The organism is bacterium (assembly GCA_040755755.1).
GTDB lineage: Bacteria > SZUA-182 > SZUA-182 > DTGQ01 > DTGQ01 > DTGQ01.
The window spans coordinates 102,750-126,058 of record JBFLZW010000072.1 but is presented as its reverse complement, the minus strand read 5'-3'; the positions used below and the strand labels follow the sequence as shown (position 1 = coordinate 126,058).

The window sequence follows — 23,309 nt, the reverse complement described above, 5'->3', positions numbered from 1 at the left end:
ATGGCTATACCAAACACAACCAAACGAGAAATTCCGCCAACACACCCTGGAGAGATGCTCAGGGAAGATTTCATGCCTGACTATAGGCTGACTGTTTCATCCCTGGCTGCTGCCTTGGGTGTATCACGCCAGACCATTAATGAGCTGTTAAGAGAGCGGCGTGCCGTTACTCCCATCATGGCCTTAAGATTATCCCGTCTCTTTGGAAATTCGCCTGAATTCTGGCTCGATGCACAACGCGCACGGGACCTCTGGCAGTCTGAACAGCGCTATCATAAAGAGCTATCTCAGATTCATCCACTGGATGCAGCTTAATCAGTTATCCCCTGATCGCATAAGGGTAAAGCAGTGGAAAAAGCTGCTTTTCTATTCCATATATGTGTGCCCCTACGATTCACCTGATTCGTGGCTATTCTTTCCACTGTTTCCTGGATCGGTCAAATATTTCGTCTATGGTCTGCCCCTCATAAAGTCGCCGAGAAATTTCGACATAATCAGTGGGCTCGCGATGGAGGAGAGTTAGAAATCTGAGAGCAGCAGTAGGCCCAAGGGCCTTGTTTAAGGCTTCTATTCCCCTTATTCTTATTTCTGTATCGTCCGCTATCTCTACCTTTGACATTAGACTATCACCTCCCTGATATAATCTACCGGATTCATAACTCTTATCGCAAGTTTTAATTGTTTAGCCTGTTTCATGAGTTGATCATCACAGGTCAGGAAAAAGCCGGCCTTGGAATAATGGGCATATGCCAGATGGATAGCATCTTTAGCTGAGAGCCTTCCCCTTTTAATGAATCATCCACCTAGTGGACCAGTCCTTTAGCTTTGAGCTCGAGCGCAATCGCCGTGGACAAGACTTGCATCCGATTGGGCTGCAAAACATGCTTAACCCTCCTTCCGATAAAAGTATAATCATCGTCGTTTCCGGTAACCCGGCAAAAGAGGCACAGGATGCCAACGTACTTTAACTTCCAGCTATTGAGCCAGGTTAAAATTGTTGACAGTTTTGAGCTCTTATTTGGCATCAGCGTGAGAACGTCGTAGTCGGTATTCCCGGCCAGGGCACTTTCGATTCTCCTGCTGGACGGGTCATGTTCGAAATAGGCGAGATCATAGTCGTCACTCTTTATTTTCCCTCCAATTGCAATTTCCGACTCGGTGACATTCCCATTAATAGCATCGAGGAGGCTGGCACAGAGCGCGCTTCCTTTGGGGGTCGCAAACTTGATAACGCAAGGGTAAGGCTTTGTAAAGCTACCACTCAATCCACCGTGAGTTGAAATTATCAGCGTCTTGGTTCCGGCTTCAAAGCCGGTATCGCCGGTGTAGAGAGTTACGGTATTGGTACTGTCCGTCCATTTCATACTATCAACCTCCTGCAGGGTATTGGGAATCGACTCGTGAAAGCGGGCTCTCACGAGCCAGGTATACCCTCGTTATATCAATGATAAAGAAAAACTACTCCCTGATTATTATCACTCGATTTTTTCCCCTGGCTATTATTTACTAACCACCAGGCATGCTCCCGTAGTTGTTTTCCCCCTTAAATTATCTCAAATCCAAACCCATCCCCCTGCAAGCTTACCCTCACCTCCTCTATCCGCTCACCCGTGGCCATCCGGCCCAGCAATTCCCTGGACATTTCAGGCAGCAGGGTGTTGCTCAGGATATGGTCCACATTCCGTGCCCCGCTCTCTACCTCTTTGCATCTTCCGGCAATGGCCTCGATCAAGCCGTCGTCATACTTGAACGAGACGTTCCGGTTTTCCCACATTCTCCGGGCGATCCTGTCAAGCTTCAGCTTCACGATACGCTTCATGTTCTCGTCCGTGATCGGAAAATAGGGGACCACGATCAGGCGGCCTATAAAGGCAGGCTTGAAGTGCTTGACCAGTTCGGGCCTGAGCACCTCGGCCAGTTTCTCCGGCGTGGGCATGGTTTCTTCATCGGCGCACAGCTTCATGATCGTATCCGTTCCCAGGTTGGAAGTCAGGATAATCAGAGTATTCTTGAAATCGATCCGCCGGCCCTCGCCATCCTCTAAGGTGCCCTTGTCAAAGACCTGGTAAAAAAGCTCGATCACATCGGAGTGGGCCTTTTCCACCTCATCGAGAAGCACTACACTGTAGGGCCGCTTTCGCACCGCCTCGGTCAAAACTCCACCTTCGCCGTAGCCGACATAGCCCGGAGGCGAGCCTTTCAGCCCTGAAACCGTATGCGCCTCCTGGTATTCCGACATATTGATGGTGATTACATTTTCCTCACCGCCATACAGGAGATCCGAAATCGCCAGGGCGGTCTCGGTCTTTCCCACGCCGCTCGGTCCGACAAAGAGAAAGACGCCGGTCGGTTTCGACGGATCTTCGATACCTGCATGGGCAGTCTGGATTCTCTGAGCAATGGCTGACAGGGCGTGGTCCTGGCCGATGACCCGCTCACCGAGCAATTCTCCCATCCTGAGCACCGTGGTGATCTCATCGGTCAGCATCCGCCCTGTGGGGATACCGGTCCAGCCCGAAATTACCTCGGAGATGATATTGGAGTCAACCACAACCTGGACCAGGGGGGCGCTGCCCTGCACCCTGGCAAGGTCCGCCTCAAGCCCCTTCAATGCCTCGCGTTTTCCAGCCAAAGTGCCGTCAGCGGGGTCCTTGGCAAAAGCCTCATGAATCTCCCGGCGAAGCCCGATGATTTTTTGAGCGATCTCCATCTCTCCCTGCCACCTGGCCGTAAGCTCCTCAAGCCTCCCCTGCGCCGCTTCCTTTTCTGCGGACAGGGTCTGCATACGCTCGGCATGATCGCCCCCCATCAGGGATTCCTTCTCCAGGATTTTCATCTCCCGCTCGATCTCGCCGATTCTTCGGGTAACCTCTTCGACCGCCGGAGGGCTGGTGGTCAGACCAATGGCCACCCGTGCACAGGCGGTATCCAGCACGCTCACGGCCTTATCCGGCAGTTGCCGGGCGGTCAGGTAGCGGTGGGACAGGCGGACCGCATCGATCAGGGCCGCATCGGTTATCATGACCTGATGATGCTTTTCAAGAAAGGGGGAAATGGCCCGCATCATGACCACGGCTTTTTCCTCATCCGGCTCCTCAACCTTGATGACCTGGAACCTTCTGGCCAGAGCGGCATCCTTTTCAAAGTATTTTTTATATTCCGACCAGGTGGTGGCGGCAATGGTGCGCAGCTCTCCACGGGCCAGGGCAGGCTTGAGCAGATTGGCAGCATCGCCGGAGCCTGCGGCCCCGCCTGCACCGATAAGGGTGTGGGCCTCGTCGATGAACAGGATAATGGGAGTGGGCGATGCCTTCACCTCGGTGATGACCGACTTGAGCCGGTTTTCGAACTCTCCCTTGATCCCGGCACCCGCCTGGAGCAGCCCAAGGTCAAGGGTGCGGATTTCCACATTCCGAAGCGGCGGAGGCACATCTCCCTGGACAATCTTTAAGGCAAATCCCTCGACCACAGCAGTCTTGCCCACGCCCGCTTCACCTGTGAGTATGGGATTATTCTGACGCCGTCGGATCAGAATATCGATCATCTGCCTGATCTCCGTATCACGGCCAAGAACCGGGTCGATCTCACCCTTGCGCGCCCTGTCAGTCAGGTTGATGGTGTACTGGTCAAGGGCCCTGGTCCCCACTGCGGGGGTATGTCCTGTTCCCTGCATGGCTGCCGCCTCAGCCATTACTCCGGCATCCTTGTCTTCGCTTGACCCGGAAGTTATATCCCGAAGGTGCTGGCTCAGCGTCTCCACCGAGATCTTCCTCAAGGCATCGGAGCTCAGAATCAGGATACGTGCCATCTCATCATCGGATAGGAGAGCGAGCAGGATATGCCCCGATCGGACGACAGGTGCCTGGAAATCGACGGAAGCGACCAGCCACGCATACTGAATCATGTGGAACAGACGTAGCGACAGAGCGGGAGTTCTGTCGTTCCCCCGCTTGAATAACTCCAGAGCGAGGGTAAGGTCCGATACGACACGGCCTTCGTTAATCTCGAAGTGCCTGAGAATCTTCTGAAAGTCCGTATTGGGGACCTCAAGCAGCTTGATGAGGAAATGTTCGATATCCACCTGATAATGGGTATGAGACAGGCAAAGACTAGTCGCTGAATCAAGCGCGTTGCGGCAGGTTCTATTCAATTTCCCGATCATGGATTTCATATTCGTATTTAGCATTTTTCCCTCCGGCCATGATTGTCCTTGAGGCCACAATGTTATCAATCAATTTTACCTATATTCCTATTTATTTTTGTTTTCGCATCGCTCATATTGGTAAGACAACACATTAATATTTCTCCCGCAGAGACGCAGAGGCGCAAAGGTAAAAAAGACAAATTATTTTCTCTGCGCCTCTGCGTCTCTGCGGGAAACCCTTTCTATAGGATTTTCACTCCGCAAAGGCATCAGATCCAAACAGTGTAATGGCCACCATATATGAGCGTTTTGCATACCATGCTCCTGGCCCATGATATTGTCTGTTCAGAGGTTCGAATGACCTCATCAACATCAGATGCTGTTTGAGGATTCATAGACGACCTTTCCTTCTCTCAGGGCTTGCCGGTAAATCAGGCCGGGCTCATCCTTCAACTGTATCCACTTTTCTTCCGGTACAACGATAATATCCATAGGCATGGATATGCCCCGCAGAGCGCGCCGAATCCGTACACTCTCTTGTCGTTGATTGATAATATCATTCCGCATTACAACGAGAATATCAAGATCACTATTGATGGTCGTCTCGCCACGAACATACGAGCCAAACAGGATAAGTTTCAATGGATGGCCGACTTCAATAATTCTTTGAATGGCCATTTCGACTTTTTCAGGGGTTATCTCCCACTCATAAGATCTTGGCATTTTTGGCATTGACTTCACCTTCCAATATCCCCTTCCTGAAAAGTCAGACAGGGATCATCCTGAAAAACAGTTCCCGGCGTCGTGAGCCAGGTGGTCCACCCCAGACGGGCGGACAGGTTATCTTTCCTGCCTATTATGCACAGCGGCACACTTTCCCGCTTCAGCAATAACCGGATCTCGAATTCATATTCAAGCCCTGCCATGTACCGCAGGAGCGAAAAGACCGGCCCCAGCAGGTCACCGCCCGGCAGGAAGCGGATAAAATGCGCATAATCCATCGGTCCGAGATTGACGCGGAATTTCGTCTGGTTTTCCCGGACGAAGTTTCCGCACAGAGCATTCTCTCCCAATTGGTGGTTAGCCACCCCCAGGCAGGTCTGATCTTCCGGATCGAGGGCAATGACCCGCTCGATGAACTGCTCCACCTGTGCCCTGGTCCCGGCAAAATACCCTGCTGCAAGCTCAATGGCCACAGCCGACGGGACCGGCCTTGCAAAAAGCCCGCTATAGCAGATGAGCGATTCTTCCGGCAATCCGATGCGGTCCGAAAGCCCTGGTGTTCCCAGGCCCATGAGACTTAAGAAATACCGTGAGATACTGTCCCCGGCTCCGGGCTGATACTGGACAGCCAGCCTGCTTTTCTTCCAGGCCAGATAGAACAATGACACAAGGCGGTGGTGAAAAATATCCAGAAAAGCGGTCAGGCTGAAATCCTTTTCCCACTTCCTCTGCAAAGCCAGCTCGTTATACCAGTGAGGAAGGACCCCGGCGGGGCCAATCAATCCCATGAACGAGACTCCCATCCGGACCTGCCTGCCTTCATCGTCCCAGCCCAGATCCGATATATCACTTGCCGGAAACGAAAGCCCGGGCTTGACCGAAAACCGCACCGCTTCATCGACAGGGCTCAGGCTGCTGCCTACCGGCTTTTTCTCCGGGTAGAGGCGCTCCAGAAGGTGCACGGCCATAAAGAAGGAGAACCGGTAATATTCGTCAAAAAGGCGGTCTTCTAAAGGAGTATCCTGTTGCCGTTCCTCGGCGGCCACTTTTTCAATACCTCACTTTTCTGGAGTGTTTTGACGACCAGTTGTGAAAAGGAGTTGACCGAGACATACTGTCCCAGAAACCTTTCCAGTACCGAAGCAAAAAGATAGAGCCCGGTACCGACGTACCTGTCCTCGTCGAACTGGATCGTTGTCCGTATTCCCCGGCCAAAGGACTGGCCGATTCTCCTGGTGATGGGCTCTGCTCTGACAGATACGATCCCGTTGATCTGCTGCCGGGTAACCGGTGAATTGTCAAAGTCATACAGCCGGAGGATCTCCCGCAGCGCATCCTCTCCCCCCTGGACAAGGGAGAGGTAATTGAGTGACAGATGAGATACCAGACGCCACTGAAGCCCTCCTCCAAGGGGCGGTCTGCGGGTGGGGGTCGGTTTTATCAGGCAGTTTATCCGGGCTACAGGGGCTGAAGTTTCCATCTCGAAATCTCCCTCCGGATCACCGAAGGGGAGACGGGCGGGAAGGTCGCGGTTGGTGCAGGTCGTATACACGGTCAGGGTCTCAATTCCCGGATCGGTGGGCTTCAGGTTCCAGTCGGTGAAGGAGAGAAAAATCTCCGTGCCGTTATCACCTTTTTTGCCCGATGGCCTTCTCTGGACATGCCAGAAGGCTTTCCGGTCGAGATTCTCATCCTCTCTCAGGTGGTGTCTGAGGGAATAAAAGGGCGAAAAGTCTGTCCCTTCCGCCAGGGAGCCTGTCATTGAGGCGGCAACCTGGTCCACACTGTAGATTTCGGTTGCCTCTGCCCTTCTGCTGTCCGGGACAACCAGGTATTCCGGTTTCTTTCGCTCTAACCGGATCGGTTCCGCAATGCGCCTGAACAGGTTGACCACCGGCGTTGCCGAGAGACAAAAGGTATCGGCATTGACCAGAAGGTTCGGTTTGGCAGGCCTGTTCAGATATATCCAGATATCGAGCGTATCATGCCCTGGTTCGCTTCGCAGCTTGTCAAGGCAGTCGAGGTCAAAGAACAGGAACTTTTCGGGGAAGCAGAAATATTCAAAGAGCAGGATGTAACCGGGAAAAGACCTCGATGAATAAGGAAGCATCCATTCATCAGGAGCAAACCCCACCGGCTTGATGTTCTCAGGGGCCAGAGCTACCGATACACTCTTCCCCCGGCTGTCGGTCGTTTCACATTCAACGTGACAGACATTATTAAACAGAAGCTCATAGAGATGATACACATGCTGCCCCTGACCATTCAGAAAAAATCTCACGGATTCCCAGCCGATCTGAGAAAACTTGAGGTTGTTCAAGGTCTTGAGCTTAATCACCAGGGCCTGCTGGGCATTTCTCACCACTTTCTTCGGGTCCTTCAGCCCTGCAAACACCACTTCAACCGGCCACAGGGTAACGGGATAGGTAGTGCTGAACTGACAGGGAAAGCCGCTCACGGGTTTGGAATAGAGTGCCGTATTCTTCTCGATCCGGTATCCTCCGGGCGGCACCGTCTTCAGAGGCTCGAACTTCACCACCGACAGGGAAGGGATAGGAGCAATGTAGTGAGGATACAGGATGTTCAGCAATGACCCGGTTATCTCCGGGAAGTCATCGTTGACCTTCTTCTGAATGCGTGCACAGAGCAGGGCGAACGCTTCGATCAGCCTCTCGGTGTGCGGGTCCTCGCACTTGTCCGGTTCCAGGAGCAGCCTCCCCGCGATCTTGGGATATTTTCTGGCAAACTCCGCCCCCATGGCGCGGATAAAGGTAAGCTCCTGCTCATAATAGTGGAGAATGTCATCTTCCATCATATGGGTATATCACCATTCTTAGAAGTCAGAAGTCAGGAGTCAGAAGTCAGGAGTCAGGAGAAAGACTGCTTTTATTCTGACTTCTGGTTCATTATTTCTTTTCACTGACCACTGACCACTGATCACTGACCACTATCACCCCTGGATAGTGTACTCACCCCGATTGATATCGAACAGGGTATCAAAGGTTACGGGTGCCGTCAGGGGATCGAGGATCAGAAGACCGGTGATCCTGAACCTGACACTTCGCTCGTTTCCGGTGGACCCCTCAACCTGGACGGTCACATTCCTCAGCCTTGGCTCGAACCTGGCGATGGTTTCCTCCAGATTCTGGCGCAACTGCTTTTTTACGGCAATACTCTTGGGGTTTTGCGAGGTAAAATCCCTCACTCCGTAGACAAGAACAGAGCGGCTGACCTGCCGGTATACCGGCGGGATGGAAATGACGATGCTCTTGGTATTGAGAAGATTCTCAAGGTCCCGTATAACAGCCGCCTTGCCCTGTTCGATACTCAGCACCTGCCGCTGGACAGGCTCCTGCGTAACCTCCGGCTCGTAATCTATGAGCCTGTCCAGGATAGATGCCTGGATATTTTGCCGGTTCTCCTGCATCCGGTTATTCTATCCTCACAGAGAAAGAATCATCAGTTTGCAGAGTTCAGTGTTTTTACTGACCACTGACCACTGTCTTTTCTGCCTTATACCTTCTTATTTGCCGCAAGGTCCCATCCGGCCGGTATCTTGCCTCCGGGGGTACCATCAGCGCGTTTTTGCTGGGTATAGGTCCACTGGATCTTTGCATAATTGAAGCTCAGTGATTCCGTCGGCTCGCCACCGCCTGCACCGCCGACACTATACGAGCTGATGAGAACCTCGTTCATCTTATACTCCATGTAAGGCACCTTATCGCCACCGGCACGGCATAATTCGAGCGTGATCTCCTTGATATGCTGGCCTGAAGAGCAGGCCAGAGCCAGCTTCGGAGTAGCCTTATCCAGCATCTTGACAACGGAAAAATCCTGGAAATTTGCCCTCTCCGATGCGGCCCCTCCGGAGGAGCTGGCAGTAGCGGATGCTGTCTGGCTTACGCCCCAGTTATAGGACAATATCTCTATCCAGCCCTTGTGCTTGTCGTCCGTACTTTCACCCTCAATGCCGTCAATTTTTAAAAATGCATCAAAAGCCATGATCTGTTCCCTCCTGATCTATGAGATTGTTGGTTGATTACCCTCATACCGGCCGTTACCCTTTGGCTGGCGGGGGCAGGTTTGCTACTAACCTCAAGGATATACTCAATTCATCGAGCTGGTAATGAGGCCGCAGAAAGGCCACAGCCCGATACGCACCGGGTTTTCCCGGAACCTCGACCACATCGACCCGTGCTTCCCGCAGCGGGAATTTGGCCTTCATTTCCTGGCCTGCCTCGTCATCCAGCAGTACATAGTTGCTGATCCAGCGGTTCAGATAGTCCTCGACATTTTTCCGGGTCATGAAACTGCCGATCTTATCCCTCATGATCGATTTCAGATAATGAGCAAACCGGGAAACCGCAAGGATATACTGCAATTGGGAAGAAAGTCTGGCATTGGCGTTGGCGGCATCGGTATCATACGTCTTGGCCTTGTTGACTGTCTGAGTACTGAAGAAAGCTGCATAATCCGTCCCTTTGCAGTGGACCAGGGGAATAAGGCCAAGATCGGCAAATTCCTTCTCCCGCCTGTCCGTTATGGCTATCTCGGTAGGACACTTCAGGGCCACATCTCCCTCATCGGTCCTGAAGGTGTGAACGGGAAGCCCCTGGACCAGCCCGCCGCCTTCAACGCCCCTGATAGCGGCGGTCCAGTGGTACTTGGCAAAGGCATCGGTCAGGCGTGCACCAAGAGCATAGGCCGCGTTACCCCAGAGATATTTGTCGTGATCCGTGCCATCCACATCCTCCTCATAAGCGAAGGACTCCACGGGGATATTCGCCTGACCATAGGGAAGTCTCATCAAAACATGGGGCAGGACAAGGGCCACATAGCGGGCATCCTCCGAATCACGGAAGGATTTCCACTTGACATACTCGGCGGTCTGGAAGATTTTGGCCAGATCCCGGGGCCCGCCAAGCTCGGTGAAGCTCTGCCAGCCAAAAAGAGCCGGAGATGCAGCCGAGATAAAGGGAGCATGCGCGGCTGCGGCTACCTGGGATATCTTTTCGAGAAGTGAAAGGTCCTGGGGGTTGTTACCGAATTCATAATCACCGATGAGAGCGCCATAGGAGGCTCCGCCGAAAGTACCGAACTCCTCTTCATAAATCTTCTTAAAAAGCGTGGACTGGTCAAATTCACTCGCCTTTTCCATGTCCTTGAGGAGGTCTTTCTTCGATACGTTCATTACTCTGAGCTTCAGGGTTTCACCGGTTTCGGATTGATTGACCAGATAGTGCAATCCCCGCCAGGAGGCCTCAAGCTTCTGGAAATCAGGGTGATGCATGACTTCATTGAGCTGAAGGGAAAGAAGCCGGTCAATCTGACTGATTCTGGCGTTGATCATGCGCTCGGTATCCCTGGAAACGACCATGGCCCCCTGCATGATCTGATTGACGAATTCCCCGATGAGATCTTTGGCCCATTCCCGCTGTGTCTCATCGCGGGCCATGCGGCCCTCTTCGATGATTTTATCCAAAATCCCTTTTTCTTCCCCGGCTGCCTCAGCCTGAGCAGCCTGTACCTGTTGCTGTTGTTCCATTTCAGCCATGGAATCCCTCCTTTACTCCACAGTTTTCCCTTCGTCTGACTTTTTCACTCCGGTTTCCTCTCCCGCTTTTTGGAGCAGATCGGTGCTGGAAATCACCTCCTGGAGAAGCTCATCGAGCCTGTCGTTGCCATCCAGCTTGCTGAGCAGGTCAGAGAGTTTTTTCCTTGCTTCCACCAGCTTGCGCAGCGGCTCGACCTGCTGTACCACGTGTTCCGGATGAAAATCATCGAGAGACTTGAACCTCAGCTCCACTCCCAGCTTGGTATCTTCTCCGGTCAGCTTGTTATCAACTTTAAAAGCCAGTCTCGGCCTGGTCGCCTCAAGCACATTGTTAAAGTTGTCCCGGTCGATTTCGATGAATTTTCTGTCCTTCAGCTTCGGAAGCGGCTCATCGGGTTTGCCGGATAAATCAGCCAATATTCCCACGACAAAAGGGATCTCCTTCATCTGGATGGAATCACCGATCTCAACATCATAGGTGATCTGAACGCGGGGAGACCGAACTCTATCGAGCTTGTGCTGTAAACTTTCCTGCGATGGCATACTTTCTCCTTTCTTCTGAGAAATTTATTTTCTATACGAAAATGCCCTGGTTACATCCATAGTACAGAGCCGCCGGAAAAGCCCCCTGGCCCGGTCAAGGTCATCGTCCGAGGGGTGCTCGCCTTGAGTCAGGCACTGATACAGCGTGTCAAGCACTTCCGCGATCCAGACGGGAGATTCCCAGCGCTCAAGATGCAGCTCTTCGATCAGGCCGTGCAACTCCTCTATGATGGGCCGGGCAAGGTCCGTCCGGTTTGCCTTCAGGCAGAGTCTGGCTACCAGGAGGCGGCATCGGTTTCGTTCTCTGATCGACGGAGCGCATAACGAGGCGGCCAGAAGATGGTCCAGGGCCTGCTTCAGGCCGCCGGTCTGCATCATCTGGAGGGCCTGTGCCCAGAGATCCTGTTCAGGAGCGCCCGCATCTTCTGCCAATCTCCCGGCCGGGGCTGATAAAACTCCTGCCGCTGGTGTCGTCGCCCGTCCAGGGTCCCGGATATCGAGCGCTTCTCCGTGGCCTTCGGCAGCGGCAGCCATGCTCTGTTCCCCCGCCGGGGCAGACTCCACGACCGGTTCGGGTCCCTTTCTTTCTTTATATATCTTCATGATCAGCCTGCTGCACTCCTCAATCGCACTCCGAAGCTCGGCCAGCCTGGGTGCGTCGGAGCCGAAATTCCGGTCCACGGTCTCGTCGAGTTTCTGAAAGTCCTCAAGGCAGGCAGTGATAATTTGTGCCAACGATGCATAGAAGGCCGTTGAAGAGAGAGTTACGGCTTTGTCGAATTCTTCCGCAGACAATTTCCCATCAGCCAGCAGCTCATCACGCTTTTTCTTTTTATCCTCGTCAATATCGCCATATTGGTTCCGGATGTCAGACTCAGAGCCCACTTCGCGGGATTCCTTCCACCTCAGGTAAGAATACCCCGGAGTTGCGCCCTTGTCTGTCAACGGGACCTGCTGAATACACGATGGAAGCTTTTCGTTCATGAACTCCAGGGGTGCAGCCCGGAATTCGAGGTCTCCATCTTCTATCAGGGGATAAACGTTCTCCCAGTAGTTGTTTAAAAGACCGATCAGTATCTTCATCCCCGCTGAAAGACCGTCAAAACCTTCGGTCATGATCAGGGCTTCGGTGAGCCAGGCGGCAATCTGCAGGTCCTTGGTTTCACGGCTCAGCGCACGAGTGGCAAGGGTAATCACCTTATCCCAGTCAGAGGTTTTTACCTCGTGCTTCCAGTCTCCCTGGGCAAACGGGTCCTCAGACCTCCTGGCTTCCTTGATTGCATCGTAGACGGGACTGTAGCGAAGGTCGCTCCCGCACGGATTATCACCCGGAATCGGGGCCAGCAGTGCGTTTTGATCAATGGCTCTTTTCATCGGCTATTTCCTCGCTGCCGGCAATTCAAATATGACCTCCCGCATTTCCAGGATGGCCACATCCTCTTCTCCGACCTGAAAAGTATGCTGCCCTCTGCCTCGGTAAAATGGTCCTCCCAGCGGGATCCAGTCAGTCATCCGGCCAAGCTTGACCCGCTCATCCTCATGGAGGAAGGAGCCGGGATAGAGAACCGGCAGACAGCAGTTCAGGGTGAGCCCTTCCCAGGTGGTTATCCGGGCGGTTGCCCACAGAAGATCGAACAGGGTCTTGGGCGGGGCTATGGAAAGCTCCCGCAGCGATTCCAGGGGGATCCATCCATACTGCTCATGGACAATCACTTCGAGGAAAAGCGACAGGAAGGTGTCCATATCCCTGAAGCCGCTGAAAACCCTGCCATCCCGTGTGCCTGACAAAAGAGGGGAGATCGTTTCCAGTTGTTCGTACAGCCTGCGGGCCTCTTCAATATTGCCGGCAGCAAGCTTATCCCAGGCTGCAAAATACAGCTCAAGATATGGCGGAGCTTTGGGCAGAAACGACGGCAGGCGGCTGCGCTTGCTGACCTCGATCCGTTCTTTTTCCGCATGGACCAGGTTCCGGTAGACCTGCACGCCTGTCTCGACGGATGAATCCTGAACAGCAATCGCCTCCAGGTGACGATCCGCCTTGTCCCACTCACCGCACAGGGCAAGCACCTGAAAGAGGAGGGTTCTTATACTCACATCACCGGGTGATGCTTTGACTTTCTCGATGAGCTGCGATCGGGCTTCGGAAAGCCTTCCCAATCTGATTAATTCTTTTACATCCATAGCCTATGGCCTCCAATTTTCCTCACAAGGACCAAAGCCGCACAAAATCAGCAGGTTTAAGTGGCCGCAGGAAAACAGCCAGAAAGGTTTTATCTGCTGTTCCACCCATAAAAACCACCTTTGGCATGTCCCCCAGGTGAGCTTTCAGGAAACGGTGCCAGGAACTGACCACCAGGGGGAGATGACCATGCTCCGGTCTTCCTTGATTGAGGTCGATAAAAACCTCCTCCTTCTCCATAACATCCTCGACTATCCCCGACATGCTGGCAGGAGCCCCGAACGCCCCCGGCCAGCTTTCCCGTTCCTTCAGAAGCCCGGTCCAGTCAGCCATTGGCGGCTTGATTGCCAGGATCTCAGCCTCCAGACGCCGCACATCCGCCAGCGGGGCGGACTGCCTCCCCATGCTGGCGGCTGCCTGGTGCTCCATCCGGCACCAGGCATTTTCACAGGCCAGGGATACCAGATCCCACCGCTCTTCCCAGCCCGGCAGCGGCCCTGTGCCCATAACCAGCAGGGGATACGGACGGCCAAGCCGGTCGCTGCTGTCCCTGACCAGGCCGAAGACCAGGACATCCGATCCCGCGCCCCTGGTCCAAAACCGCCATGAGCACAGCCGGGAGGGATGAGCCCCCGAAGGAGCTGCCAGGTGATAGCCGTTTTTCACCCAATCAGCAAAAACAGCAGCCAGGGGGAAACCCTGACCAAGATGAATATAATCATTGGCCGCAGGATGCTTGCCCCGGACTGACCACTGCCATGAAGGCTCTTTCAAGCTCACTGCTCCCCGCACCTGACGATTGTCTGCGGCACCTGAGTCGGAACATTCTGCTGCAGGGCCATAATTGATTGATATTGTCCGCTGAACTGGTAGCGGGCCCTGATATATTTGATACCGAGGCGGTCCAGCATGGCCTTTTGTTCCGGGAATTCCCTGGCTGAAAAGGTGCGCTCTCCTCCCCGGAAATCCTGGAGAAATCTGGCAAAAGCATGATCCCCCGTATACTTTCTGGTAAGCGTGAAATCAGCCACATCGATCTGGAAGGTGACCTCCCCGCAACTTTCCGGTGACCAGTTGAAGGTTTTGGCTATTGGATAGTTGAGGTTGACTATGCTTTGTAACCCGGATTCACAGAAGAGCTCAAGCCGGGTGGCATGGGGTTTTATTTTGGCTTCAGGGTTGGCATCCGTGGGCAGACCCCTGATCGAGACCGCATAATTCCCTTCCACGGTTTTCACTACCGCTGTCCCTTTGTTGAGGAAGGAGAAAAACGAATCGGCAAAGGGTATTTGCCGGTCCAGAACCTTCCTGGCGCAATATCCCCTTCCCTGGCTGCGGATGATAAAGGGTTCGAGCTTCCCTTTGACAAACTTCTGCACAAAACCATCCGGCCCCAGGATAAGCTGCTGGACCTTTTTCCATCCGCAGATACCTTCGATTTCAGTCAACACTTCCTCTTCCCATTGTTTCTGGAGGTAACAGGCGGTTTCAGAGTCCACGAAAGCCCACAGGTAATCGACCGGCCCGCTAATCAGCTTCCAGACCATCTCGCTTGCCGGATCGCTCCCTGGAGCAGAGGCCCTGATTTTGGTCAGGGCCCGCTGGGCGGAAAAGAAGGGATTCTTGCCCAGCGCAGGCTCTTCAGTATAGACCTGAGCAGATACCTGACAGGACAGACTGGCTGACGTCAGGGCCGGAGAAACTTCAGCCAGGGCATTGGCGTATTCCAGATACCCCCGGGCAGCCGCCGATCGTGCCTCCTGGGTCATTTCGCGCAGGCTGCCGACCTTTTTTTCCAGCTTCTGCAGCTTTTCGAGGCTGCTGCCCATCAGTTTCTTTCCCTGGTCAGCCACCTTGTCCAGGATTCCCTTTTGCCGGGCAGGGTCTTGTCTGACAGCCTGCTCCCTGATGGTCTGATATTGGTAAATCAGGAGGAGCCAGGGGGGTGTCGCCTGTTCGGTGGCGGATAGAGGTTCAAGCTCCCTGGCCATAGTATCCAGGAGCGCCTGATAAGGGCCTGTACCGGCAGCCATCCTGGTGGCCACCTGCCGCCGTTCCTCCCGCGTCATGAGGCTGGCTGCCCCGTGAGGAAAGCTCAAACCAAAATCGTACCAGGCCTGCATATAGGCCTGATGATACCAGCCTTCAAAGGCTGACTTTTTCTCAGCCATGATCATGGGGTCCGGAAGGGCTGCTTCGATCTCCCTGAGAAAGGAATCGATCTGCTCCTTCCCCTTGACCGTAAAGGCCGGGGCAACCGAAGCATGATCATCTGCATCAGGTGCGGGGGCCTTGCCGCCTCCCCAGAAATCCGCACGGTTCACTGCGGGGAGTGTGGCATCGGCCCAGTTGACCAGCCACCGGAGGTTTGATCCCTCACCGGTCAGAACGGCCTGCAACCGCTCCTGCTGACTGCGCAGCTCCTGCTCGATCTGGCCGGAGTCGCTGTTCCAGACCAGATAATAGAGATAGAGGGTATCGATGATATTCCGGGCTTCGGGGGATTCCCCCCCCTTCCCGGCGGATCCCTGCGTCCAGGCAGTTGAGGGCTGAGGTCTGGCCTTGAGGGCATCGAGCTCTTCCCCGTCGAGGCGGGCCTTGAGAAGATTGATGCGCTTGACCAGGTAGCTCACCTTTCCCCTGACAGCCTGATCTGAAGCAGTGCCATCGGGCGGAGCGCCGATTTCGGCAGCCAGCTTCTCGTCAAAGGGGGTCAGATACGCCTTCTGAAACCGCTGGCAGTATTTATCTTTCAGCCCGGCTTCGAGCCCCCTGCTCTCCGAAAGGCCGAAGGTAGGGACCCACCAGTTGCGGTTCAGGGCTTCGACGTCCAGGATCGTCTGGCGGAAGCGATCGAGAGCCGAAAGGCCGGTTGGGTCTCCATCCACAGGGGCTCCCTGTTCAGCAGGCCGTGAAAATTCACGGGAAACCTGCCGCAGGGTTTTCATGTTCATGACAAAGGAAAAGCTCAACAGGCCGCACAGGGCTGTCATCAGGGCCACCCATGAGATCAGGCCAAGGTTTCTGGTCATCCGGCTCCATTCGACTGACCGCTGGGTGGGGGCGAAAAGGCCCCGGTCCTTCGGCAGGATGCGGGCAAAAAGGTCGTGCAGGAAAAGGCCCCTGCTCGTTCCGGGAAGCACTTCCCGCTCGGCCATGAGGCCCAGTCCCTGGAGGAAATGGGAAAACGGGGTTCCCTCCTGCCGTCCACTGCTCAGGAACAGGCCCCGTAAAACAGGCGTTTCCTGGTAGGGATTGGCCTGAAAGATCCGCTTCAGGAAGATATCAAGGCCCGGTCGCAGCCGCTCAAGCTCTTCAGGGAAGATGAGGAGTGCAGGGTCCTGGGCTTTTGGATCGAGCTGATGGATAAGGAGAAGCCGGTGCTCTCTGAGGCGATCTCCGATTGAAGCAAAAGCCCGGTCCTGAACGGCGGCCACATCCTTCGAAAGGTCCTGGTTGATGAATCCCATGGCCTGATCAAGGCTTTTTTCCGGGAGATGATCGCACACCTGAGTCATTCCCTGGATCAGGTCGCACTTGGTCACCAGAACATAGAGTGGAAAGGTTACCCCAAGCACCCTGATCAGCTCATCGATGCGCCGGCGAATGGCCGTGCCGTCATCCTCAAGGATTTCAGGCCGGGCATCGAGCAGTTTATCGGCGGCTATGGTTATCAGAAGGCCGTTGAGGGGTTCGCGCCTGCGGTATTTGGCCAGGAGATTGAGGAATTTCTGCCACTCCTCCTTATCCCGGCCCTCGTCAACCGGGATGGAGTACCTGCCCGCGGTATCGATGACAATGGCCTGCTCGAAAAACCACCAGTCGCAGCTTCTGGTGCCGGAAATTCCCGACGTCCGGTTGACTTCGACAAAGGGTGAGGAAAGGCGGGCGCTTTGCAGGGCAGTGGTTTTCCCCGAACCGCTTTCACCGATGACCATATACCAGGGAAGTACATAGAGGGGGTTCCCCTGTTTTTTCAGGTGAGAGCGTTTCAGGGCGGCAATAGCTTCTTTCCATTTTTCCTGAAGATCCTGCAATTGCGCCTGCTCCCTGGCTGAAAGTTTCTGGAGTGAGGCCGTATCCTGCTCGACAATTTGCTGAACGAAGCGCTGCTCCCGCCGCCTGAGCCAGATTTTGCGGATGAAAAGTCCTCCGGCTCCACAACCTGCCAGACCCGCTGCCAGAACAATCCCCATCCACCAGGGCCAGTCAAGCCGGAAAACAATTCCCAGGATAAGGAGAATAATCAGCACAGCCAGGGCAATGAAGAGAAAAACCTTTATTAATTTCAAAAATAGCTGCTTCATAGTCAGGGCACCATATCGAGAAGGTTTTTACCCAGGCCGGTCAGAACAAAGCGGTAAATTACCCATAACAGGCCGAAAAGCATGACCGGCCCCACAAAACCGGCCAGGGTAAGGAGTGAGAGGCGGCCTTTCCTCTGGTAAGGAGCGGCCCTGGCCGATTCAGACGGATAGGCTGCCGGAAAAAGCTCCATCTTATCCAGGGTGGGAAGCCCGACCGAGCTGCCGCACAGCAGCCTGAGATTCGAAGTCTTGAGCTGCTCAAGGAGGTATTGATCTCCTTCGTGACAGTAGCGGCCTGTAAAGCCCAGCGCCAGGCAAAGATAATAGACTTCCCTGACATCTCTCTGATGAAGCCCGATGGCATTCAGCCGCTCGAAAAATTCCTCTCCGGCATCGGCGGTGTTATAATAGATGCGCTGGAGCTGCTCTTTTTGCCAGCGAGCTTTCTCTTTCCAGGCGGAATTCAGAATCGCCTCATCGATCCAGGCACAGACGGCAAAGCGGGCCAGATCGAAATCCTGCCGGGAGAAAGAATTTTTCTTCAGGCACTCCTCTCCCTTGGCCAGAGCCCGCTGAATATCCATCCTGACATGATCGAAGAGCGGCTGTTTTTTTTCTACTGATTTGAGGAAGTAGGCAGTATAGACAAGAGGTTCGACAAAGCAATCGATCAGGCGCATTATGATGACCTCCCTACTACCATGAGTTCAACTTCCAGATCTTCGGGAGCATCGTCCCAGTACAGGGCAAGATTGCGGTTCTTTTCGACCGGGGCCCAGTTTTCAGCGTGGTGGTCGATCTGGAAGTAGAGGCAGTTGCTTCGGCGCGGCAGCTCCTGGGGCGGAGTGGAAAGATGCTCCATCCGGATGCCGGGCAGGGAGCGGGCGATCAGAATGGGCAAGGACTCCCGGCAGTTGAGCTTGGCCACGGTCTTCAGGGATTGCAGGGCAGGTCCGGGGGCGGCTTCGGTTTTGAGAACCAGGTAAAAGCGGTTTCCTCCATCGAAGAGGCCGGGAGCCAGGTCCGCCGTATAATAGGTGCCGTCATAGTGAAGCCGGACCACATATTCAGGCCCGGCAGTGATTTCATCGAGCAGTCGAGTAATCAGCCCCTGGGCCGCCGAGAAACAGGCCCAGAGATTGCGGTGGTCGTATGCGGGCAGGAGGCTTATCCCCTCTTCGGTCTCACCCAGTACTCTGATTTTCTCCGAAAAGGAGGAAAGCTCTCCGATCATTTGCCGCAGCAGGCCATAGACCATCCAGGGGTGCACATTCCGGGTCTGGGTAATCTGGAAAAGAGCGGGCACATACCGGTTGATTGTCCGCAGGGCCAGCAGGTAAACCATGTCCCTGGCCCCGAACTCGGCGGTGTGGATCCCTTTCTGGCGCTTATACTCTTCGAGCTGGCGTCCGCGGGCGCTCACCTGATCCCGTATCTCCCTGACTATCCTGAAGAGCGGCTCCGAGCTCGAAACAGTCAGAGAAGGCGGAATGAACCGTTCTGAAAGCCTGATTTCCTCCCCCACCCTCTCGATCTGGGTCAGGGGAAGAAGGAGGTAATCGCCCAACTGGTCCTTCTCGATTTCCCAGAATATCTTCAGAACATGGGAGAGCCTCTTTACCTGAGCGGGCGGGCCGCCGTGGTGCAGGTCTTTTACCTCCTGGGGATCATCCGTGCTAACATACCGGGTGGTCACGGATGCAAGGTTGTCAAGTGCGGGAAGAACCGTCACATTCTCTCCCTGCTGATCCCATTTTTTCAGACCGACAAAAACAGAAAAGGGTTTCCCCCCTTCCGTCCATGCCTGATCGAAGGAGCGGGCCTCGATCAGGGCATTTCCCGGCAAAACCACGTAGGTTCCATCAGGAAAGAGAAACTGCCCCTTCAGCAGGTTGAGCGACCGGTTCCCCAGTGCGGCTTTTTGGATCTCTATTTCCCCTGCACCCCAGAAATATGGGGTAAGAAAATGATAAAAGGGGGTCAGGAGGGACTGAAAGGCAGCCTCCTGGAGCTGAAAATGCTGGGGTTGCAGAAAAAGGCCCTGATGCCAGAAAAGAGGTCTTTGAATGTCCACTACTTTCCTCCAGTTTCCTGAATCCCGTGAGGGCCAAGAAAAAGATCAACCGACAAAGGTCCGGGCTTTAACCTCTTCGCGCCCGATGCATCCACGGTCTCTTCAACCACGGGAACCGGCAGAAGACAGGTTACCTGCTCTTTGCGCAGCATATAGTAGCCAGCCACCACGGCCACGTATCTGGCCCCTTCGGCCCGGTCCAGCGATTCGGTCAACTCCTGCTTTGGCTGAATGACGATATTCCGGTAACTGGCCACGCTGGCATCGAAGCGGCTGCACTCGAGCAGCCTGCCCAGTCCCTCTTCATTTTCCATAAGCTCCTGAAAAGCGTTCGGGCTGGAGAGCTGGTAGATACACAGGGACAGAGTATAGGCAGTCCCCTGATAGAGATTCAACTGTGGATCAGCCTTCAGATGGAGCCGAATGGCTCCCTTTTCGTAAAGCCACTCCGCTGGTGCGGGAGGGCTGAGCGGTATAATCTCTTTTTTTTCAAGCTGCGGTTTGGGTTGAACCGGGCCCTTGACCTTCGGTTTTCGGGCACAGCAGGTGCACAGCACAAGGGTAACAGCTCCAAGGAACAGCGTCTTGCAAAGTTTTTCCATCTTACCCCCTTTGTTCATGATAGATTTTTTGACAAGCCTTTTCAAATTCCCGTAAGAGTTCTTCCATCAGACGGCCTGATTCAAACCAGTGCTGACAGTTCTGATACTTTTCCCGATAGGATTCAAAGAGCTCGGCCTTGCGAAGCGGCCCGAATTTAAATCCATGCGCCATCCGGCCTCCGCCTGATAACGCTTCGAGCCGGTCGGGACTCAGCTCGATCAGGATTTCCTCTATCTTGGTCCTGGCAGCCTGTTGAAAGGCCTGATACGCAGCGTAAAAGGCATGTTTGATCCGCTCAAGATAACTCTTCAGGGAAGCCTGGCAATCCTCCAGGTCATCTTCATTAATGGTGGAGCCGATAATCCGCCTGATCGTTTCCAGTTCAGCTTTTCGGCCAAGAAACTTGTCATCAATAACGCCGACAATTTGATTCAGCGTATCAAAGATGGTGGTGAGGGAGGGGGTCAATTTTACCAGAAGCTCACTGGAGGACAGGTCCTCCCTGGCCACCGGTATTCCCAAAAGTTGCGAAAGCAGCCGCGAAAGCTCACCGGACTCCGGTAATTCATGAGGCCACGGTCGCCCGCTGGGCAATGCCGGTTCCGTTCCGGTTTGCCGGCCGGGGCTTTCCAGGCTCCTGATGAGCTCTTCCCCAAGAGCCAGTCTTTCAGCAGTCGGGCATTCCCTCAATCGCTCCTCCAGGTACTGCCGGACCAACATTTCAGACCGGCCGGGATCGGAGCGGTAGATGTTCCGAATATCTGTGACCAATTCCGGCAAAGAAACCTGCTTTGTACTTGTCATGGGCCCTTCTTTTTCGTGCGGTCCCGAACCTTTTGACTGGCCGCTGACGGCCTCGGGCTCAGGATAAGTGTTTCAGCCAGAAAATCGTCAGGCGCAGACTCAGGCTTACAGGTCTCCTGTGCCGGTTCAGGTTCCTCAAAACCTGCAGGCGCAGCGGGTGCCCCCTGTGCCACAGGTGAGATGATAACCGTCTCAAGGGTAGGGTCTTCACTTGCCTTACTTATATGATCCTCCCTGACCTGGTCGGATGAAAGCATCACAGTTTCTTCGATGGTAGATGCTGGCTCCACAGTCTCCCGATGGGCGGATGAAAGCACAATGGTTTGCGTAAGCTCAGCCGATATCTCCTGCTTCACATCAGTCTCTGCCCGCCATGCATTCACGATACTTACGAGGATATCATGGATAGCTTTATCTTCCTGCGGATCACTGCGGCTTTCCTCCGGAGTGCTTTCGGGCAGGCAGCCTTCAGGCGGATGTTGTTCAGGGAGGGCTTCACGATGGCGGCCTTCATGATCCGGTCTCCCCTGATCCTGATCTCCCTGAAAGAGCATCTTTTTCACTTCTTCCCGTAAAGCTTCAAACTGTCTCCGGAATTCCTCCGGTGACCATTGGGATGGGGCATGATATCCTGCCCGGATCAGGGACCACCCCAGATCAAGACATTTTTCCCAGCATCTGCGGCCGCTTTCTGAAACCGCTCCGCGATCGGGTTGCCAGAAGATGTTTTCCGGGGAGAAAGCCTGGCTCCTCTGGGTCGGATCAGGGACATGACCGGGGCCTGGTGCCTCATTATCGGAGCCTGCCATGCTCATCCTTTCTTCCAGTGCCTGATACACCCTGCCGATATCCTGCTTTTGATTGACCAGGAGGGTATGGAACCAGACCAGGCCGAGAGAATAGAGGCTTGAAACCGGAGGAATCCGGGAGTTGAGCGAGGCCTGGCAAGGAAGGATTTTCAGATCCGGGGTCCTGAGCGAAAAGCTCCAGAAAAGCGGGAGCAGTCCGGATTGTCTGGCCAGTCTGACCCATGTCCGGTCAAGGGAAAAGCCGGGGTCATGCTGCTGATCATGATCGAGGGCAAGCCCTGAAAAAGCCGCTTGCAGGAATTCTCCGAGAAAGGAAAGCTTGAGGTATAAAACCTCGGCAAAATATCTTTCTCCGAACGAGTTTTCTCCCTGATTGAAAAAGGTAAACACCCCGCCAGGATGTTTCCGGCGGATAGCCTTCAGACAGTCCGCCCTCCCCGATTCACGGCTGGCGGCAAGACCCGCTTCAAGTTCCTCGAACGATGCCCCTGAGACAAGGGCCAGGAAATCAGGAGCTTGAAGCGACATGGCCTCAAAAATAACCATGAAGAATGGATAAAAGGCAAAGGACGCTATCCGGGAAAGACAGCGGTTAGACCTTCCGTAGCACTCCTGCTTTTCGGCACAATCACCGCAGGGGAGCGGCCCGGCATTACCCCGGCCTTCGAGCAGGCGGCCAAAGTTTCTTATCAAATCCCTCCGGTCCAGAAGCCCCGGTGGATCCATGCTTTCCAAAGCCAAGGTGTAAAATTCGGCCCCCTCGGGTGAGGCAGCACAGGCAGGGCAATAGAGATGCCGTCTCAGGGAGGTCGAATAGGGTTGAAGCCCTGATCTGATCAGAAGGTCGTCGTCCTGGCACTGCCGGAGAGGGAGCCCGCATTCTGGGCATGGCGGGTCGAAAAAAAGCTTCTGTTTTTTACAGAAAAAGAGCGGCTGAAAGGGCACCAGGCGTTTTTTGCCTTCCTGGTTATCAATCTGATTCAGGAGAATGACAGAAGAACTGTTGTTCTCTCCACGTCCTGCACCGGCAAAAGCCCTCTGCCAGGCATCGTCGATGCCCCGGTTGTTCAGCGACCGCAGTGCATCTGCGGTCAGGGGGTAGCTATCTTTTTGAACCAGGAGAAATACTCTCCTGATTTCACTCCCGGCATCGGTTACCAGCCGGGCATCAACCAGGCGGGTGAAAGGAGCTTCATCACTGATAACCCGGAATGGGAAAGGGGCTTTCTCCAGGACCAGCGGGTCCTCGCTGATCAAGGAGAGCTGAAGGGAAAAGGGTGCTTTTCGGATCTCAAGATAAGGACGTAACGACAATCCATTCACCGTATCTTCCATTCTATCAAGACCCTTCACAGCAAAAGAGGTAATGGGGAGGAAGAGGAGAGTGATACCATTTTTCTGCCTGCCCCGGATAAAATGCGTAAAATATCTTTTATTTCACAATAATTGAAGATACTTCCCTGATTCCGCTTGTATAGTCATTTTTATAACATATTTTCCTGTTCCAGGTCAATCAAGATTTGAGATAATTACTCAGGTTTAGACTTAAGAGACTTGAGTCTAAATTCC

Annotated in this window: 20 protein-coding genes; 1 reads left to right on the top strand and 19 read right to left on the bottom strand. The window is 54.1% G+C overall.

Going from position 1 to position 23,309, the window contains the following annotated elements:
• Complete coding sequence (locus AB1611_20210; GenBank protein MEW6381907.1) at positions 1-315, top strand: HigA family addiction module antitoxin; 315 nt, start codon at positions 1-3, stop codon at positions 313-315.
• 94 nt (positions 316-409) lie between these two features.
• Here the strand turns inward: AB1611_20210 and AB1611_20205 are convergent, their stop codons facing one another.
• From AB1611_20205 to AB1611_20115, 19 genes are all read right to left on the bottom strand, one after another.
• Positions 410-619 carry a hypothetical protein gene (locus AB1611_20205; GenBank protein MEW6381906.1) on the bottom strand — a complete coding sequence of 70 codons (210 nt, stop codon included), beginning with the start codon at positions 617-619 and terminating at the stop codon, positions 410-412.
• Positions 620-803: 184 nt separating this feature from the next.
• A complete protein-coding gene (locus AB1611_20200) occupies positions 804-1,418 on the bottom strand; it encodes a putative adhesin (GenBank protein MEW6381905.1) in 615 nt (204 codons plus the stop codon).
• A gap of 125 nt (positions 1,419-1,543) precedes the next feature.
• Positions 1,544-4,186, bottom strand: a complete 2,643-nt coding sequence (gene tssH / locus AB1611_20195; protein ID MEW6381904.1) for a type VI secretion system ATPase TssH — start codon at positions 4,184-4,186, stop codon at positions 1,544-1,546.
• 330 nt (positions 4,187-4,516) lie between these two features.
• The gene (locus tag AB1611_20190; protein ID MEW6381903.1) at positions 4,517-4,867 is read right to left on the bottom strand and encodes a nucleotidyltransferase domain-containing protein; all 351 of its coding nucleotides are present in this window, start codon (positions 4,865-4,867) and stop codon (positions 4,517-4,519) included.
• A 14-nt stretch (positions 4,868-4,881) separates the two neighbouring features.
• Positions 4,882-5,913: a type VI secretion system baseplate subunit TssG gene (gene tssG, locus AB1611_20185; GenBank protein ID MEW6381902.1), complete on the bottom strand. Its 1,032-nt coding sequence runs from the start codon at positions 5,911-5,913 to the stop codon at positions 4,882-4,884.
• Positions 5,877-7,682 (bottom strand): type VI secretion system baseplate subunit TssF, encoded by a 1,806-nt coding sequence (gene tssF, locus AB1611_20180; protein ID MEW6381901.1) that lies wholly within the window; start codon positions 7,680-7,682, stop codon positions 5,877-5,879. The genes tssG and tssF overlap by 37 nt, the downstream gene beginning before the upstream one ends.
• A 135-nt stretch (positions 7,683-7,817) precedes the next feature.
• Positions 7,818-8,294, bottom strand: coding sequence for a type VI secretion system baseplate subunit TssE (tssE, locus tag AB1611_20175; protein MEW6381900.1), 477 nt, complete (start codon positions 8,292-8,294; stop codon positions 7,818-7,820).
• A gap of 86 nt (positions 8,295-8,380) precedes the next feature.
• On the bottom strand, positions 8,381-8,869 hold the full coding sequence (locus AB1611_20170) for a type VI secretion system tube protein Hcp (GenBank protein ID MEW6381899.1): 489 nt from the start codon (positions 8,867-8,869) through the stop codon (positions 8,381-8,383).
• Between the two features lie 55 nt (positions 8,870-8,924).
• Positions 8,925-10,412: a type VI secretion system contractile sheath large subunit gene (tssC, locus tag AB1611_20165; protein ID MEW6381898.1), complete on the bottom strand. Its 1,488-nt coding sequence runs from the start codon at positions 10,410-10,412 to the stop codon at positions 8,925-8,927.
• A 21-nt stretch (positions 10,413-10,433) separates the two neighbouring features.
• Entirely contained in the window at positions 10,434-10,964 is a 531-nt protein-coding gene (gene tssB, locus AB1611_20160) for a type VI secretion system contractile sheath small subunit (protein ID MEW6381897.1), read from the bottom strand.
• Positions 10,965-10,988: 24 nt separating this feature from the next.
• The gene (tssA, locus tag AB1611_20155; GenBank protein MEW6381896.1) at positions 10,989-12,338 is read right to left on the bottom strand and encodes a type VI secretion system protein TssA; all 1,350 of its coding nucleotides are present in this window, start codon (positions 12,336-12,338) and stop codon (positions 10,989-10,991) included.
• 3 nt (positions 12,339-12,341) lie between these two features.
• Positions 12,342-13,145, bottom strand: a complete 804-nt coding sequence (locus tag AB1611_20150) for a type VI secretion system accessory protein TagJ (GenBank protein MEW6381895.1) — start codon at positions 13,143-13,145, stop codon at positions 12,342-12,344.
• Positions 13,146-13,167: 22 nt separating this feature from the next.
• Positions 13,168-13,917 (bottom strand): TagF domain-containing protein, encoded by a 750-nt coding sequence (locus AB1611_20145; protein ID MEW6381894.1) that lies wholly within the window; start codon positions 13,915-13,917, stop codon positions 13,168-13,170.
• A gap of 2 nt (positions 13,918-13,919) precedes the next feature.
• On the bottom strand, positions 13,920-17,450 hold the full coding sequence (locus tag AB1611_20140) for a type VI secretion protein IcmF/TssM N-terminal domain-containing protein (GenBank protein ID MEW6381893.1): 3,531 nt from the start codon (positions 17,448-17,450) through the stop codon (positions 13,920-13,922).
• 2 nt (positions 17,451-17,452) lie between these two features.
• A complete protein-coding gene (gene icmH, locus AB1611_20135; GenBank protein ID MEW6381892.1) occupies positions 17,453-18,130 on the bottom strand; it encodes a type IVB secretion system protein IcmH/DotU in 678 nt (225 codons plus the stop codon).
• The gene (tssK, locus tag AB1611_20130) at positions 18,130-19,524 is read right to left on the bottom strand and encodes a type VI secretion system baseplate subunit TssK (GenBank protein MEW6381891.1); all 1,395 of its coding nucleotides are present in this window, start codon (positions 19,522-19,524) and stop codon (positions 18,130-18,132) included. The genes icmH and tssK overlap by 1 nt, the downstream gene beginning before the upstream one ends.
• The gene (gene tssJ, locus AB1611_20125; protein ID MEW6381890.1) at positions 19,524-20,126 is read right to left on the bottom strand and encodes a type VI secretion system lipoprotein TssJ; all 603 of its coding nucleotides are present in this window, start codon (positions 20,124-20,126) and stop codon (positions 19,524-19,526) included. The genes tssK and tssJ overlap by 1 nt, the downstream gene beginning before the upstream one ends.
• Before the next feature lies 1 nt (position 20,127).
• Positions 20,128-20,931 (bottom strand): hypothetical protein, encoded by an 804-nt coding sequence (locus tag AB1611_20120; GenBank protein MEW6381889.1) that lies wholly within the window; start codon positions 20,929-20,931, stop codon positions 20,128-20,130.
• A complete protein-coding gene (locus tag AB1611_20115; protein ID MEW6381888.1) occupies positions 20,928-23,075 on the bottom strand; it encodes a hypothetical protein in 2,148 nt (715 codons plus the stop codon). The genes AB1611_20120 and AB1611_20115 overlap by 4 nt, the downstream gene beginning before the upstream one ends.
• Positions 23,076-23,309: the final 234 nt, after the last annotated feature.